The 15,070-nt window shown below is 66.4% G+C and carries 15 protein-coding genes; 7 read left to right on the top strand and 8 right to left on the bottom strand.

Features of this window, described 5'->3' with window-relative positions; translation table 11 throughout:
• The first annotated feature begins 143 nt into the window (after positions 1-143).
• Positions 144-692, top strand: a complete 549-nt coding sequence (locus M4486_RS11495) for a transglutaminase-like domain-containing protein (RefSeq protein ID WP_249477309.1) — start codon at positions 144-146, stop codon at positions 690-692.
• Between the two features lie 79 nt (positions 693-771).
• On the opposite strand, the gene M4486_RS11490 is transcribed toward M4486_RS11495, so the two are convergent.
• Positions 772-2,001 carry an MFS transporter gene (locus M4486_RS11490; RefSeq protein WP_249477308.1) on the bottom strand — a complete coding sequence of 410 codons (1,230 nt, stop codon included), beginning with the start codon at positions 1,999-2,001 and terminating at the stop codon, positions 772-774.
• A gap of 158 nt (positions 2,002-2,159) precedes the next feature.
• Entirely contained in the window at positions 2,160-2,576 is a 417-nt protein-coding gene (locus tag M4486_RS11485; protein ID WP_249477306.1) for a hypothetical protein, read from the bottom strand.
• 537 nt (positions 2,577-3,113) lie between these two features.
• Between M4486_RS11485 and M4486_RS11480 the strand changes: the two genes are divergently transcribed.
• On the top strand, positions 3,114-4,019 hold the full coding sequence (locus M4486_RS11480; RefSeq protein WP_249477305.1) for a hypothetical protein: 906 nt from the start codon (positions 3,114-3,116) through the stop codon (positions 4,017-4,019).
• A gap of 219 nt (positions 4,020-4,238) precedes the next feature.
• On the opposite strand, the gene M4486_RS11475 is transcribed toward M4486_RS11480, so the two are convergent.
• The gene (locus M4486_RS11475; protein WP_249477304.1) at positions 4,239-5,561 is read right to left on the bottom strand and encodes a hypothetical protein; all 1,323 of its coding nucleotides are present in this window, start codon (positions 5,559-5,561) and stop codon (positions 4,239-4,241) included.
• A 33-nt stretch (positions 5,562-5,594) separates the two neighbouring features.
• A complete protein-coding gene (locus M4486_RS11470; RefSeq protein WP_249477303.1) occupies positions 5,595-5,852 on the bottom strand; it encodes a hypothetical protein in 258 nt (85 codons plus the stop codon).
• A 406-nt stretch (positions 5,853-6,258) separates the two neighbouring features.
• Between M4486_RS11470 and M4486_RS11465 the strand changes: the two genes are divergently transcribed.
• Together M4486_RS11465 and M4486_RS11460 are read left to right on the top strand one after the other, a co-directional pair.
• Positions 6,259-6,597, top strand: coding sequence for a hypothetical protein (locus M4486_RS11465; RefSeq protein ID WP_249477301.1), 339 nt, complete (start codon positions 6,259-6,261; stop codon positions 6,595-6,597).
• Between the two features lie 382 nt (positions 6,598-6,979).
• Positions 6,980-7,345: an IS3 family transposase gene (locus tag M4486_RS11460; protein ID WP_249477300.1), complete on the top strand. Its 366-nt coding sequence runs from the start codon at positions 6,980-6,982 to the stop codon at positions 7,343-7,345.
• A gap of 634 nt (positions 7,346-7,979) precedes the next feature.
• Here the strand turns inward: M4486_RS11460 and M4486_RS19925 are convergent.
• The 4 genes from M4486_RS19925 to M4486_RS19915 form a co-directional block, all read right to left on the bottom strand.
• Positions 7,980-8,684, bottom strand: coding sequence for a phosphotransferase enzyme family protein (locus M4486_RS19925; RefSeq protein ID WP_429798298.1), 705 nt, complete (start codon positions 8,682-8,684; stop codon positions 7,980-7,982).
• 136 nt (positions 8,685-8,820) lie between these two features.
• Positions 8,821-9,330, bottom strand: coding sequence for an aspartate racemase/maleate isomerase family protein (locus tag M4486_RS19920; RefSeq protein WP_429798344.1), 510 nt, complete (start codon positions 9,328-9,330; stop codon positions 8,821-8,823).
• Between the two features lie 480 nt (positions 9,331-9,810).
• A complete protein-coding gene (locus tag M4486_RS11455; RefSeq protein ID WP_249477299.1) occupies positions 9,811-10,545 on the bottom strand; it encodes a class I SAM-dependent methyltransferase in 735 nt (244 codons plus the stop codon).
• Between the two features lie 551 nt (positions 10,546-11,096).
• The gene (locus M4486_RS19915) at positions 11,097-11,594 is read right to left on the bottom strand and encodes a GNAT family N-acetyltransferase (RefSeq protein WP_429798297.1); all 498 of its coding nucleotides are present in this window, start codon (positions 11,592-11,594) and stop codon (positions 11,097-11,099) included.
• A gap of 264 nt (positions 11,595-11,858) precedes the next feature.
• On the opposite strand from M4486_RS19915, the gene M4486_RS11450 reads away from it, so the two are divergent.
• From M4486_RS11450 to M4486_RS11440, 3 genes are all read left to right on the top strand, one after another.
• Positions 11,859-12,737 carry an aminoglycoside phosphotransferase family protein gene (locus tag M4486_RS11450; RefSeq protein ID WP_249477298.1) on the top strand — a complete coding sequence of 293 codons (879 nt, stop codon included), beginning with the start codon at positions 11,859-11,861 and terminating at the stop codon, positions 12,735-12,737.
• A 174-nt stretch (positions 12,738-12,911) separates the two neighbouring features.
• Positions 12,912-13,994 (top strand): erythromycin esterase family protein, encoded by a 1,083-nt coding sequence (locus M4486_RS11445; RefSeq protein WP_249477297.1) that lies wholly within the window; start codon positions 12,912-12,914, stop codon positions 13,992-13,994.
• A gap of 349 nt (positions 13,995-14,343) precedes the next feature.
• A complete protein-coding gene (locus M4486_RS11440) occupies positions 14,344-14,847 on the top strand; it encodes a YdcF family protein (protein ID WP_249477296.1) in 504 nt (167 codons plus the stop codon).
• Positions 14,848-15,070: the final 223 nt, after the last annotated feature.

Here is a 15,070-nt window from a genome sequence, read left to right as displayed (position 1 = left end):
CCATCTGGCTCTCGGCCGGGAGATTCGCGGCGGTGCAGGTGCGCATCATCCATGGGTGAGGGCTGCACCGGGCGTTCGGTCTGCGCCGGAGACGGTCGCGTGCGGGGGTTCCCACGACGGACGCGGGGCGGCACGATCTGACCATGGATTCCCGAGCTCGACGGGCGGAGACCTACCGGTGGGTGCGCGACCTTCCCTATGACACGGTGAGCGCGCACGACGCCGCAGGACTGCGCGCGCTGGGACGAGGCAACTGCGTGGCGAAGGCGCACCTGCTCTCCGAGGAGCTGCAGCGTCTGGGAGCCACGTGCCGGATGGTCTCGTGGGAGTACGAGCTGCCCGTCCTGGTCCCCGTGCTGCGCGAACTCGCCTTCAGCTCCGATGTCCACACGTCCGTCCAGGTGCTCGTGGAGGACCGCTGGTTACTGGTCGATGCGACGCACGATCCTGCCCTGGCGGACCTCGGCCTCACCGTCGGGCAATGGGACGGGGAGTCGGCGACCGAACCCGCCTATCCGGCGGTCGGTCCGGTTGCCGTTCTGGACCGACACGGAAAGTCCCCCGGGCTCGACGAGGCGACATGGCGGATCAGCCGCGAGGTCGAAGCCACTCCTCCTCACCTCATCGCCCAGTACCAGCGCGATCTCAACGCGCTCTTCGAGCAGGCCCGGTCGTCACGATTTTGTGGGTGACCGGCCGTGGAGTGGGGTGGCCGCCGCTCCGGTGAAGCCCTGCGGGTCTCAGCGTGTACAGAACCGCCTCGACGACTCATCAGCTGTCCGTCGCGGGCGGCGGGTCGGACGATGCCTCCCCGTGCCCTGTTCCGCGGTCCGGTCCGGCAGAACAGGTTCGGCGTCCGCTGCCGACCTGGATCGCCACCGCAGTGCCTGTCACGAGGACCAGGGCGGAGAACAGCAGTGCTCCCGGTACGGCAAGATCGGTGCCCAGGGCCAGACCCCAGATGATGCCGCCGATCCAGAGGCCGCCGTCGACGCCGAGGTTCCACACCACCGAGGCATGGCCGGGGTCCATGCGCAGCATCGCTGCGTGCAGGGTCACCGTCTGTATGATCCCGACTCCCAGGCCGATCAGCGCCCCGGCAACGATGATCGCCATGGGGCCGTCGATCACCACGCCAGATGCTCCGCCCACGGCGAGCAGAAGCGCACCGGAGATCGTGGTCGCGCGGGCACTGGTCCTGGCTTCCAGCTCACCGCCGAGCCCGCGCCCGAGAGCGTTCCCGCCTTGCACGGCGAACACCACCACGGCAGTGCTGCCGAACGCGGACGCGAGGACCGGAAGGCTCGACAGTCCGTGCGAGAGCAGCACCACCGAGACCAGCAGCAGCGCCAGCACGAGCCACGGTGCATCTGCGACCGCGCCTCGCAGACCCCGGGATCGTGAGGGGTCCGGTGTCGAGGACGGCTCCGATGCTGCCTCCGGTTGTGGCCTCCCGACAGCCCCGGGGAGGCCGAGCGAGAGCCCGATGGCGAGCACTCCGGCGACGAACGCGCACACCCCGAACACGGGGAGGGAGAACGTGAGCGCGAGCTGCACGCCGGCGGGTGAGCCCAGTGCCGACGCCGCCATGGTGATCAGCCCGTAGGTGCCCAGCGATCGGCCGAGTCTGTCCGGTGCGACGAGCAGCGCCACCCCGAGCGCACCGGCGACGATCAGCGTGCCGAATCCGGACCCGCTCGCCACCGCGCCGACCAGCAGCATCGACGTGTTCGCCGCCCACCCGGTGACCAGAGCCCCGACCGCAAGAAGGGCGAACGCCCCCATAAGCACGAAGCGCAGGGAGAATCGGCGCACCAGGGCTGGGGTGAACACCTGCACGCCCATCACGAACGCCATCATCGTGCCCACGAACACGCTGCTCAGCCCTGGCTCATCGGCGCGGGTGATGGGGATGAGCGAGTAGAGCGTGAAGAAGACCGCGACCCCGAGCGACACCGCCGCCGTCAGCGACACCACCGATCTACGAGCGTTCGAAGCCATCCGGCCACTCTATGGAACGGGGGAAGCGGGTCCAGGGGTGCCGGATGATGTCCTGCCGCGACGGAGGGCAGGCGAGGTGGCCGGCGTATCGGCCGCAGGGAAGATCCGTAGCGGAACTGCCGACGCGGTTCGCTGTGCGACCTCCGCCCGGAGGAAGCTCACATTGGCTCGAGCATCTCGCGAACGCTCCCGCCGCCCGGCAGGGCCCGGTCCAGTATCAGCTGCAGTGTCTCTTCAGCGGTCTGCCCGGAGGAGTCGATCCACCAGCCGCTCGTGCCGAAGGCGCGTCTCATGCCACCGACGAGATCGTCGTAGCCCTCGAAAGTGAAGGAATCCTCGCGCCGCTGGTTCCGTGCGCGGCACGCTGCATCGCCGGGATCCAGAACGATGAGCCAGAGGGGGAGCGGTGACAAGCCGTCGGCGAACTGCGCGAGCTGGTCCGCGTCGGGGACGATCCAGTCGATGATCGGTGTGAACCCCGCCTGAGCGCAGTTCTGCGCCAGTGCGACGAGGTTCTGGTTGCCCAGGCGCGTCTGACGGTCGGCTTCGTCCTTGGGGGCGCCGAGGGCCCACACGCGGCCTCCGACGATGAGTCCGTGGATCTGGTCTCCGTTGAGTCATGCAGAGCGCTCCAGGTGCTCGGCGAGACGACGAGTCAGCGTGCTCTTGCCGCTCGCAGGCGCACCGGTGATGATCACGCAGACCTTGCCGTGATCGATGCCGTTCGGCGGCAGGCTTGCGTGGGCCGATTGGCCTCCATCGAGTACGAGACCATCATGAACCCGACCGTCAGCCTGGCGGTCTACCCCCAGCTGCCACCTGAACGTGCACCAGCCCCTTCCGCTCATGTGGATCCCTGGGAGGGGTACGAGGAGGCGAGAGGGTGCGACGGGTGAGTCTTCACGGTGGGGGTGCGGTTCGTTCATTCCTCTGTCTCGTTCTCTCACGTCATCGCTTCGTCGTCTCATCGCGCGGTCGGTGTCGTCTCGGCGGCTACCGCCGGACCCGCCCGCTCGCCTTCTCGGCTCGCTCACCCTTATATGTGCCGCGCCGCGTCGTGCGGGCGCGGGCGCGGTTACGCTCGAGTCCTGCACTGGTGGAGAGGTGGGAGCGTGTACGTCGAGAGCATGGGGAGCCGGGGGAAGCCCCCGGACAAGAAGAAGGATCTGCGGGATCTGCTGCGGCTGACGTTGGCGTCAGTGGAAGTCTCAGCGACGCGCCGCGAGGTGCTCGATGAGGTGGCGCGGGTGAATCGGCTGCCGAAGGCATTGAAGGCCCGGCGGCACGCGGTGTACGAGACGAGCGTGGTCTACGAGTTCTCGCAGCTCGCGCGCTCAGACTTCGAGGCTCATGGGAACACTGCGCTGTGGGAGCGGCCGATCTTGAACCCGGCGACAGGGCGGGTACAGAACATCGATATGTCCCTGTTCCGTACGGCACCGGCGGCGTCAGTCTTCGAGGGCGCTGACACCCGTGACGGACGCCGGGACGTCGAGGTGGAGACCCGGATCGAGTTCGGGAAGTTCGACGGGACCCTGGCTCCAGGCGCCGATGAGGGTGGCGCGCGGGCGCTCATGATGAGCGGGGGCCGGAAGCTGACCTCGGATGCGAAGAAGCTGCACCTGCTGTCGGGCGTGCATGCTGCAGGGAGTGGGCAGGCGAACGCTGTGCCGGCGAGAGTCGTCGAGAACTTCGTCGTGCTCTGGAAGGAGCTGGACAGCAGGGTCGACGGGGCGTACGCCCGGCTCACGAGGGCGCGCGTGAAGTCGTCATACAGGGCTGCTGAGCTCTACGCGCGATCCGTGAGCGCACATCTGCAGGGAGTCCTGGGAGACCCGAGGTTCCAGGTGAAGTTGGAGGCGTCTGCAGGGTGCTCGCTGAGTACCTACAGGGACAGAATCCGTCGCAGCGCGCGAGCGGTCCACCGCAGTGCGTACGCGATGATCTTCTCCCTGCCGACGGACACACCGAACAACCGGACGTTCGAGCTGCCGCCGCGTGCCGAGGTGCCGCACTGAGTGTGACGCGGCGCCAGGGAGAGTAGTGGGTCGCAGTCACCGCGGCACTGGGTGCAGGGGTGGTCGTGGCTGGTGCCGGCGCGGCGCGGCGCTGCTGGCGCTGGTGTGCGTGTGGCGCTCGGGCGTCGAGAACCCGGGCCCGGAGCGGCTGCGACAGATCCGGCGGATGGTCGGCGCGCTCGCGGTGTTGGGGTGTGCGCTGGCGCTACTGCTGATGGCCTACTCGGCCTGATCCTCGCGTCCAGCATCGGACTGCCATCCGGGCAGGACCAGGTCGAGGAGGAGCGTGTCCCGTAGGGCTCGGAGCTCGGAGTTGTTCCGACACTCCGCAGGGGTCACGCCCTGGGCGCGGATGGTGCGCGCCGCCGTCAGCCGATTCGTGTTCGCTCGAGGGTTCTCGATGAACTTCCCATCGGCGAGGTGGGTCTTCAGGGAGGCGCTGTCGAGTTCCATGTCCTTGGCGATGCGTTCGCGCGGGACGCCGGCGCGGCGACGCATGCGCGCATCTCGGCAGCGGGCGATGTAGGAGACCAGGTCCGCTTTGGATGCGGCGTCCTCCTGCTTACCTCCGACGTTCAGATGGCTCTGCAGCGTCATCTCCCTCAGGATCATGCGGACCCTGCCCGTGGAGAGCTGTTCCTCGTCAGCGATCTCCGCAACGGGGGCGCCGGCGCGGTGCTGGGCGATGATGCGAGCGTTCCGCTCCTGCATCAGCCGCTCCCGTTCCTGCGTGCGAGCGCGACGATGCGCGACGCCCTGCTCGCTCAGAAACAGTTCCACGCCTCGAGGTACAGCCTGCAGTAGGGCACGGTCGGGAAGCCCGACGCTGGGGGCCAGGTGACGCAGTTCGATGAACTCGTGGAGGGTGCTCGTCGTCAGGTAGAAGTTGTCCCGGGCGATCTGCTCGATGACTCCCGGGGCGAGGGCATCCCACAGGGGCTGCAGGGCGTCCCGGGTCTGCTCCTCAGTTGGGAGATGCTGGTCGAACTGGACGAAGGTGGGCAGGGCCGCGTACCCCTCGATCTGGGGCCATTCCAGGAGGCGGTTGTGCCGGATCCGGATGCGCAGCGGGACATGGACGCGTGATCCGCGGGCGCGCAGTGTCGAGACGAGACGATGCGCGTGCTCGGCGGAGTTCGCGGACATGTAGCCCACGCGCGTCCCGTCCAGGTCGATCGCCACAGCGTGCTGGTCGGCAGGGTTCTCCGGCTCTGGTACGAGCTCGCCGGTGACGTCGTGCCAGATCTCCGGCTGGTAGTGCCACGGGGTCGGGTCGGCGAACTGGGCGCCACGGATGCCTGTCCAGTAGCAGGGCCGCTGCTCGAGTGGCTCCGTCGACTCGAGGTCGTAGGGTCGCGCTTCGTCGCACGTGACGACGTCGATGCGGCCCGATGGGTGGGTGCTCTCCTCGTCGGTGCGGACGTGGGCGTTCTTCCGCGCCTCGAGGACCTTGGTGCGGGCCTCCTGGCGCATCCGGAGGAGGATCTCGCTCGGGAGGCCCGCGGTCGGGTCCTGGTCCGGGCCCGGCGTGGGGGTGTCCATGACCGGAACTGTAGGCCCGACCCGGGGGTGGGGTCAGATGTACTCGTCGATCGAAGCTCGGTTGGCGGGGTCGCCGACGAAGCGAAGGCAGGCGCCGCGCTCGGAGTCGGTGGGGCCTGAGCGGTGGAGTGCGTGGACGGTGACGTTGGGTGTGGGGACCTGACCTGCCATCTGGGTCAGGATCAGCGCGAGGCGGGGGACGACCAGTCCGAGGTCGGGGAGTGCGGCGCCGAGGAACTCTCCGTGCGTGGCGGGGTCTGCTCGGGCTGTGTCCGTATCGCGCAGGATCACGGGGCTGAGGAGGTCCGGTTGGATGATCAGCTCCACCCAGCGGTGCGGCCAGTCGGCGCCCTCGGCGCACCGAACGCGCGAGCCGCGGGGTGCTGTGGAAGTCGAGCGCGCCCATGTAGCGCGTGTCGATCGTGAGCCCTGGGGCCAGAGAGGTCATGGTGCGCCTTCGTGTGGGTGTCACCATGACGTGTGCCGCCGACATCCGCTGCCGTACCGGATGCGCCCCTATTCATGTATTCGTTACCGGCTGAGGATTCCGCCAGCCCGCGAAAGTTTTATATCCCAAGGCGTGGACGAAGGTGTTGCAGGCCCGCTTTATGCCCGGTACGGTTTATCGCCCAAGGTTGCGCGGCGTACCTCACAGTCGAGGGGCTGCATATTCGTGAAGCAAGCAAAGAGGGGACAGATGTATTCGTTGAGCAAGGCCCGAACTCTGGGGGCGCGTGTCGCCGTCCTCGCTGGGACTGCAGTCTGTGCGGCGGGCTTCATGGTCGGCGGTGCCGGCACCGCCGATGCGGCCGGTTGCGGCGCCGCCCATCTTGACAAGATCGGCAAGCAGGACGTCGTCGTCCAGTCTTGCCCCAAGGGGAAGAAGGTCATCTACACGGTGACCTGCGGGCCATCGGGTCGGAAGGTCACCACGACTGTCTCTGCCAAGTTCACGGCCAACGAAAGCCGAGTCACCAAGGTCAACTGCGGTGGAGTCGGCTCGTGGGCGACGGGCGTTGAATGGAAGTACGCTTAACCTGCGTGGCGCTAACCGCCAAACAGTGAAGCGGCCTGGGTTTCGTTCCGAGTCTAAGCAAGGGCAATCGGAGCATTCCCAAGAAATTCAGTCCAGAGTTGCGTGACCGTGCCGTGCGCACGGTCCATGACCGCCAGGCCCGCGAGGGTAGCCCCCGTGCAGCATCGATCCGTGCCGTCGCACCGCAGCTCGGTGTCGGCATGGAGATGTTGCAGATCTGGTGCAATCGGTATGGTCTCACCGAGCCGGTCGGACCGGGAGAGCCGCCCGAGGAGGAGAATCGTCGTCTCCGGTGGGAGCTTGCTGAGTCGCGACGTGCGAACTAGATCCTGAAAGCCGCCTCAGCGTTATTCGCAGCGGAACTCGACCGCCCCACGACGAAATGATCGCGTTCATCGACATTCAGCGCGAGAAGTTCCGGGTCGAGGCCACTTGCCGCATGCTCAGTGCGACAGAATGTGGGTTCATCGCCTCCCGCGGATACCATGCCCCCAAGAGCAGGCCGACCTACGCTCGCAGCGTTCGAGACGAGATGCTGGTGGAAGAGGTGCAGCGGATTCATCAGGCGAACTACAGCGTCCACGAGGTCCGGAAGATGTGGCACGCAACGCGGCACGCAGGATGGGACGCCAGACGCGACCAGGTCGCGAGGCTGATTAAGATCGCTGGCCTCCAGGGCGTCTCCGCCGAGATCGCAAACCCATCACCACCTGCCCCGCAGGCGGAGATGACCACCGTCCCGACCTAGTGGAACTCTGGTTCCTCGCTGGTCGCCCGCACCAGCTCTGGGTCGCCGACATCGCCTACGTCCGAATGCTCACCGGATTCGGATGCGTCGCATTCATCACCGATGTCTAAAGTCATAGAATCGTGGGCTGGGCGATCGCACTCACGTTCCGCACGCAGTCGCTGCCGTTGCTCACACTAGAGCACGCGCTTCTTTCCACGGGGTCGAGCAGGAATAGGAGCGGATTGATCCACCACTCCAACAGGGGCAGTCAATACATCTCGCTAGCCAATTCGGACGCACTGATCACTGCAGGGGTGAACGCTTCGGTTGGCACGGCCGACGATAGTGGCCGAGACCGTTAATAACTTCTACAAGATGGAACTGATCTACCCCAAGCAGATCTGGAGCCTGCCAGCGAGGTTGAGGTCTCCACGATGGCCTGGGTCCACTAGTGGAACACGTCCCGACTCCACGAAGCTCTCGGCTACCGAACCCCCGCAGTCATCGAAGCAACCTACACTCACCCCACGGCGGCGGCGCCCGCGACAGTGTAACCACGGAACGAAATCCAGCGCGCTTCACACTGCTCCACAACGGCCTGATCGCGTTGCAAGCACAGACCCCAGCGGATGCGCTTTCTTTGTGGCGAGTCCTACGGCCTCACTGCCCGGAGTTCGCGCCGCCATCTGTCTGGCCACCCTTCGCGGACCCACGATGCGTGGGGCTCATGATCGTGGGAACCGAGCCACTCGACCTCGTTGATCGCCTGTCTGTGCCGGGCGATGGCTAGTTCCGCCACCTCGAAGGGCCCTTCCCAGCCATATCCTTCGAGAAGCGCCGCTGCGCGCGCATCAGCTGCGAGTTGTTCTGAAGCAGTCCTTTCGGGCATGGGGCGGATCCGTACAGGGACACTCCACAGAAGTGCGTAGGCGAGGTCGTTGACAGGTTCCGCCGGACGCGCCGCATCCCAGTCGAACAGCCCAACTGCTCGCCCATTCCTCCACGCGAAGTTCGCGGGTTTCGGGTCACCATGGCATATCGTGCCCGACGGCGTATGCGGCACGGACCAGCAGGCATCGTCTGGCGGGCTCCACTCCCGCGCCGCGTCGTGGACGCGACGGAGCAGCTGACCCATCGAATGCCCAGCCTCCGAGGTCACGTGTGCAGTCCAGGCGTCGTCACCGCCGAGTCCGTCCACCAAGCTCACGTACTCGAACTGCTCATCCAACGCAAGCGGACGCGGGACCGGCACGTCGCGTGATCGCAGGTGCTCAAGGAAGGCATGGACCGTCTCGGTCCACGGTTTTCGAGGGCGCCCAACAGTAGAACCCTCGATGAGGATCTCGCGGTTCACCATCAAGCTTCTCCCGTGCGTACGAAGCTGCATCTCGGTCAGGCTCGCACGGCAACGGATCGCCAGCACCGTAATATCCAGCAACGCCGTCTCCGGAGCGACGTCACCAGTCGGTCGTCTGCCCTGACCGCACCACTCCCTAGCTTCTGTGCTTCGCGACGAGGCCGCCGGCGGCGGTGGCGAGGGGGCTGACTCCCGCCAGGCGGTAGGCATCCCAGAGACTGACCTGAGTGGCTGTGAGTACTGGGCGCCCCGCGGCGGCGTCCAGCACGCTGCCGAGTCCAGCCGTGTGCAGTGCGGTCTCCGGGACGACCACGGCCTGCGCGTCAGGCGCCAGGGACCGCATCACCAGGTCGATGATCTGCCCGGCACCCCACGTTGCAACCTCCCGATCGGATCCCGCATCGAAGTCGTGCCGCCCGACGGTCTCCACCCCGGCTTCCGCGAGCCGGTCCACGAAGGGCTGCGACCCGTCGCGATGGTAGATGGAGGCGAGTGAGACTCGGGAGATCCCCAGGTGGCCGAGCGCGCGTTGGAATGCAGCGGTGGTGCTCGTGACGGGTGTCCCCGTGATGCCGGCGAGCGTCGCCAGCTGCTGGGCGACGCCCTCCGGGCCCTGGAGGAAGCTGGCGCTCGTGACCCCGAAGATCGTGGCGTCGGGCGGGCGTCCTTCGCGATCAGCGGTGGGACCGATGCGCGGAGATGAGTTTCGCTTCCGAGGCGACGGACGGCGTCGTAGCGCTCGCTGGTCGGAAGGTCGGCCAGGTCGTCCACGTCGTCGGGCCAGGGGAAATAGATCGGCCGCACGAGTGCGGCCGGATCCGCCCGCCGCGCCAGTTCGATGAAGTCGTCCTCGCCGCTCTCGGGAGTCGGATACAGAAGATCGAACGTCAGCATGGATCGAGTTTGCAGGGGCTGCATGGCGTGCTGCAATGCCCTGTCGTCACTCGCATCGGCTGTCCCCAGACGGTATGCCGCAGCCCGCGGATCCATCGCAGAACGGTTTCTTCGAACCCTGCGAGTCGAGGACTAAAGCGGCACGGCCTTGTACCGGGGAGTGCTCGACTCGACGGACGGGTGTCGCCGGAGAACTCCGCGTGGTGGACGGGACCGATGCGCGGTCGGCCGGTCACGACCGCTGGGCAATCACGACCCACTCCCGGCCCGGCCGGTCCGGGGCGTCGCGGACCTCGCGAATGGTGAAACCGGCCGCAGCGAGCGTCCTCTCCAGCTCGGGCATCGACCGGAATATCAGCGTCGACTCGTTCGGCACGATCGAGCCGTCGGGCAGGGTGTTGTCGGAGCGGATGGTGACGTAGGGCTCCTGCACGTCGATCACCTCGAAGACGTCTCGCACCGTTCCAACGCCTTCGACGTCGTACGTCGAGGAGCCCCGCTCCGCCCACTCCTCCCACGCGCGACGCTCAGGGATGCGGGTTTCGAAGACCAGGTACCCGAGGGGGTCGAGCGCGTCGTGGATGGCGCGCAGCGTGCCGAGCCACTGCTCATCGGTCACAAAGACCTGAGCGACGTTGCCGGTCATCATGGCCAGGTCGGCTGACGGGGCAGTGGGCAGCGCCTCGGCTGTCCCATGGAGCCATCGAACCTTCTCTGCACCCGGCTTGGTCCGGGCCACGTCGAGCATGGCCCCGGCGGGATCGACCCCGGTGACGACGATTCCGCGGTCCGCCAGCATGATCGCCAGCGTCCCGGTACCGCACCCGACGTCGATCACCGAGCCAGCGGCCAGCTCCTCGACGATCGCCGCGTAGTGGTCGAGATCCTCTCGGGAGCCCTCAGCCCGGTCGTAGATCGCGGCCGATATGGGGTTGTCGAAGTTGCTGCCCTGCTGCGCACGGGTCATGGCCACAATGCTCACAACCACCTCCGCACCGGTCAATCACTTAATCGCATGTACGCGAGTGAGTGCCTCGCCGTGCACACACCGGCCGCACCGACGCCGCTGCTGTCCCGTGGATCAGAGGTGCACGGAAGACCCTCACGGTGCAAGGCGTGGTGATGACCCCCTGACTGCAGAACTCGATCGGTGACTGGCATCAGCATCGGCTACGCCTGTGTCTCGGCCGCCGCACAAGGCTTCACAGCACAGGGCGGCGGGCTGCTTGCCCTCGGTATCGAGCCCGGCCACTTCGACGTCGCCCACGGACTGTCCGGCACCGGCCGTGTCCGCCCAGCCCTGCGGGAAGCCATGGCGCGGGTCCGCCGCGGCGCCTCCTCGAGGTCACCAAGCGCGACCGCCCGGCTCGTTCGGTGCCCGACGACTGAGACGTCGCCGACGAGCTCACCGACCAGGGCGTGGCCCTCAACCTGGGCGGCGTCCACGACCCTACAGACCCCGTGGGGCGCCTGCTGTTGAACGTGCTCAGCATTTTCGCCGAGTTCGAGGCCGAGAGGTCAGGCGCTTCGTAGTGTGCGAGCGAAAGTTTGAACCGGTCTCCCTAGCAGAGAGTGGCTAAACGAATCGCCAATCGCCACCCACCCCTCGGCTTCGTAGAGTGCAAGTGCTGCACGATTATCAAGGAGGGCATGGAGAACTGCCTGCTCATAACCGGCTATGCGCAGTTGACGGGACACCCCCTGGAGCAGGATCCGGCCGAGGCCGCGAGCCTGCCGATTCGGATCGACTGCGAGAAGTCCGACCACGGCAGCGAGGCTCGGATCTGTCGGCATCCCGCTCCCAGGCGCGGTTGCTAGGGCGAAACCGTCGACCTGCCCTGCGGCACCTGCGATCAGCCAACTGACACTTCGATCAAACTTCTTCCGCGCCCGTCCCGCGACCCCATCGAACGCTTGGCCGTCGCGCGAAGCGCACGCACTCACCCAAAGGTCGACACACGCCTCGATATCTGCCCGCGTGCCGGAACGCAGGGGCCAGTTCGTGGAATGAGACATGGATGAAGTATCCCCGTTGCGGGCTCTGGACGGCCGGCAGCGCCGTGGGGTTGTGTGCATCGTGAGGGTGTTGCCCTCTTAGGGCGTATCAGACGAGGCGGATCTGTTGCAGACCTGCCGGTTCGGACCCTGCGCAACGGGGAAAGGTACGGTCGAGCAAATGTCGCTCGAGATAGACCTCAAAGAGGCAGCTGCGCGCAGTTGGGGTGACTAGCGGTGTGTGACATTCCGTCCTGCGCCCTACCGTGGCCGTACCGTGGATTCGTGGAAGAAATCCGGGATGCCCTTGTCGACGCAGCGGTTGCCCGGTGGCCCGAACACGACTGGAGCGGAGCCGACATGCACCGCGGGGCGTTCCATCAGGTACTGACTGCCCCGGACGGCCCGACCGTGCGCGCGATCCAGGGTCAGCGAGGACGTGAGCGCAGTCGACGCGAAGCTTCCGTGCTCGTGACATTGGATGCCGGCCGATTGTCTCTCGTCGTGCCCAGGGTCATCGGTGGACCGATCTGGTCTGAGGTGCCACGCACGTGGCTCACGTTGATGACGACTGCGCCAGGAGCACCCACAGTCGATCTCCAAGCGTGCTCGTCCCAGAGGGTCGTCGCGTACGCCGAGACGCTGGATTCGCTCCGAGCGGCATCGTTACGCGTCGGCGACACCTTGCCACCGGTGCGTGCGTGGTGCGGAGGGCAACGCTGGCCGGGCATCGTTCGCCGCGTCTTGATTCCGTTGCTCCACGAATCGGTGCGAGCCCGCGCTGCAGAGCGCGTGGAGAGCCTGATCGATGCTGAAAGAGGTGCCTCGCTCACGCTCTGTCACGGCGACTTCGGCCCTCACAACATTCTGTGGACGAACGACCGAGTCGACTCAGTCATCGACTTTGACCATGCTTGTATCGGAGATCCCGCGATCGACCTCGCACCTCTGATCAGCTTCCACGGCGCGGCGAATGTTGCGGCGCTGGGCCCACAGGACGAAGTTCGAAGGGCGATGCTCCACCGAGCGACCTTGCCTCTACAGGTTGCGTCGGCCGCGCACCTCGCGGGACTTCGGTCCCTCCGCGACCACGCACTCGGGAACTTCGAGCGTCGCGCCGATGAAGGCACCCTGTTCGACCCGAACGGCGACAGGCCGGACTGACGCGTCGCACACGGTCTTGTCCCGTGCGCTGCCCTCCACGGAGCACCCCGCCGCGCGGGCGTCTGCGCGCCCGTCGTGGCCGGGTCTGCGCCAACCTTCACGTTGACGGGAGCGCGAGTGGACCAATCGCACGACGAGCGAGCTCGGTCATCGTCGCGATGAAAGACTGGAGAGGTGAACGTGCGCCTGACCGACCGAATCCTCCCTCTGGTTCAGGCGGACGGCGTGCTCGGCCTGGGCGAGCCCACCCACGGCAGTGCGAACGCCTTCTCATGGAAGTTCGATGTGATCTGCGAGCTCGCCTCGAGGGGATTGCTCGGCGCGGTCGCATTCGAGGACTCCTACATCCTCGGAACCCGAGTCGACGAGGCTCTGCGCCACGGGGGAGATCTCGCTGAGCCCTGGCGCGATGCTCTCAGCCTCTGGCGCACCACCACGATCAGCGAGGGGATCGCGCGCCTGCAGTCCATCAACGCGACCCTGCCGGCTCAGGAACGCGTTCGCTTCCTCGGTATCGATTCCAAGCCTGCTCACCATTCCGCGCTCGCGCTCCTCGACGCCGGCGCATGGGCGCCGCCTCTGCGACGGATCGCGCGACGCGAGCCACTTGTTGAGTCGGAGCTCGACGAAACACGCCGGGCCTGCAGACACTTCGCTCGACATCGCGACCCGCACACCTCGGCAGCCGCACGCCAACTGCTGCGCTACATCGACGTCTACCTTGCTGAACCCGACCTGCAAGGGCTGCACCGACGCGACACGCACATGGCCGAGACGCTGCTGGAGAGCCGTCCCCATCGAGGCATCACTGTGGTCTGGGCGCACAACGAGCACGTCGCGCGCAACCCCGACAACTTCGGTGGACCGTCAATGGGCCAGGTGCTCCACTCGCGAATCGGAACCAGGTACACGTCGATCGGAATCCTGTGTGGAGAAGGTGCCTGCCGAGCGGTCGACCCTTCCAGCGGTGACAAAGATTACCGCAGTGTCCCGCTCCCCACCGCCGGCCCGAATACAACAGAGGCGGCCTTGAAATCCCTTCGAGCGGACTTCGTCACCGCGGCCGAGTTCACACACCCCGGGCCGCGCCGATTCATCGGCTGGAAGCTCGACAGCAGCCTCACGGAACTCGCCGCCCGTCGAGAGTTCGAGCTGCACCGCCCCTCCACGGATTTCGACGCCATCGTCTATCTACCGTCCAGCGTGGCAGATGCCTCGATGGGGCACGGACCTGTCGCACGAGCAGGTGACACCTGATCTCGCATCAGCCCCTATCGGTGGCGCGACCATACATGGAGGAAGTAGCCGAGCTCGGCTGGTTCTCACTGGGGGTAATTGGCTCCCTGCCTCGCCAACCCTGGATGGATCGCGTGGTTCAGGACGCCGCGCGCCCGGTTAGGGACTGGACGCGCGCTGGGGACGGCGAACCATAATCGGTTGTTGGCGGTCAACAGCCCGGCGGTCCTGTACGCCGAGGTCGACGACGTGGTAGTGCCCTGGCATATCGCGCACTAGTGTCTGACGCATGCGTAGAGGAGTGGCGATTGCGGGCGTCGTGGCCGCGGGAATATGGGCCTGGGGCGAGTGGCAGAACCACCGATGGTCAATGACCCTTGTCAACGACCCGCCCGGAAGCTCGGAGGCGATTGTGGTGCTGGGCTTCAAGAACCCCCAGCCAGATGCCAACTTCATCAACCAGATCCGCGTTCAAGTAGCTCTACGTTCCATCGATCCGACCGCTGAGACGCGACTGATCTTCAGCGGAGGGCCGACCACGGCTACGAGGTCGGAGGCCCGAGTGATGGCCGACTACGCCGTGAACAAGCTTGGGTACCAAGGCGCGTATCTGCTTGAGGAGGAGAGTCGCTCAACCTGGGACAACATCGCGAACTTGCTTCCGATGATTGAAGATGTCGACCGTATCAAGATCGCGTCACTGCCCGCCCACGCACTCAAGGCACGGGTGTACGTCCGGAGGCAACGGCCAGACCTGGCCTCCAAGCTAGTCAAGGTTGCCGACTACAAGTTCGGCGAGTGGGCAGCGCTCAAACCGGTACTAGCCGCCTACAGCCGTCGCACCTTGCGAGCAGTGCGGGAAGACCTGCCCTGAGCGGGAGTGCACCCCACGGCCGGGCAGCGCGAGCAGATCGCGGAAACGAGGTAGCACGAACCCGTTCGCTAGTCCGCGCCAGAAACGGTCGTTTGTGGCGCAGCGTCGCTGTCGCTCTGGGGTATACCTCAACACGACGCCCCGCTCAATACGGACCGCGGTCCCCAATAGGGGCCCCGACGGCGATTGCGCGACACACTTGCCCTTCTTCGCCTGCAGGGCA

Source organism: Brachybacterium kimchii (assembly GCF_023373525.1).
GTDB classification, from domain to species: Bacteria; Actinomycetota; Actinomycetes; order Actinomycetales; family Dermabacteraceae; genus Brachybacterium; species Brachybacterium kimchii.
The sequence above is the reverse complement of the archived record's forward strand: the minus strand, read 5'-3'. Positions and strand labels throughout refer to the sequence as shown.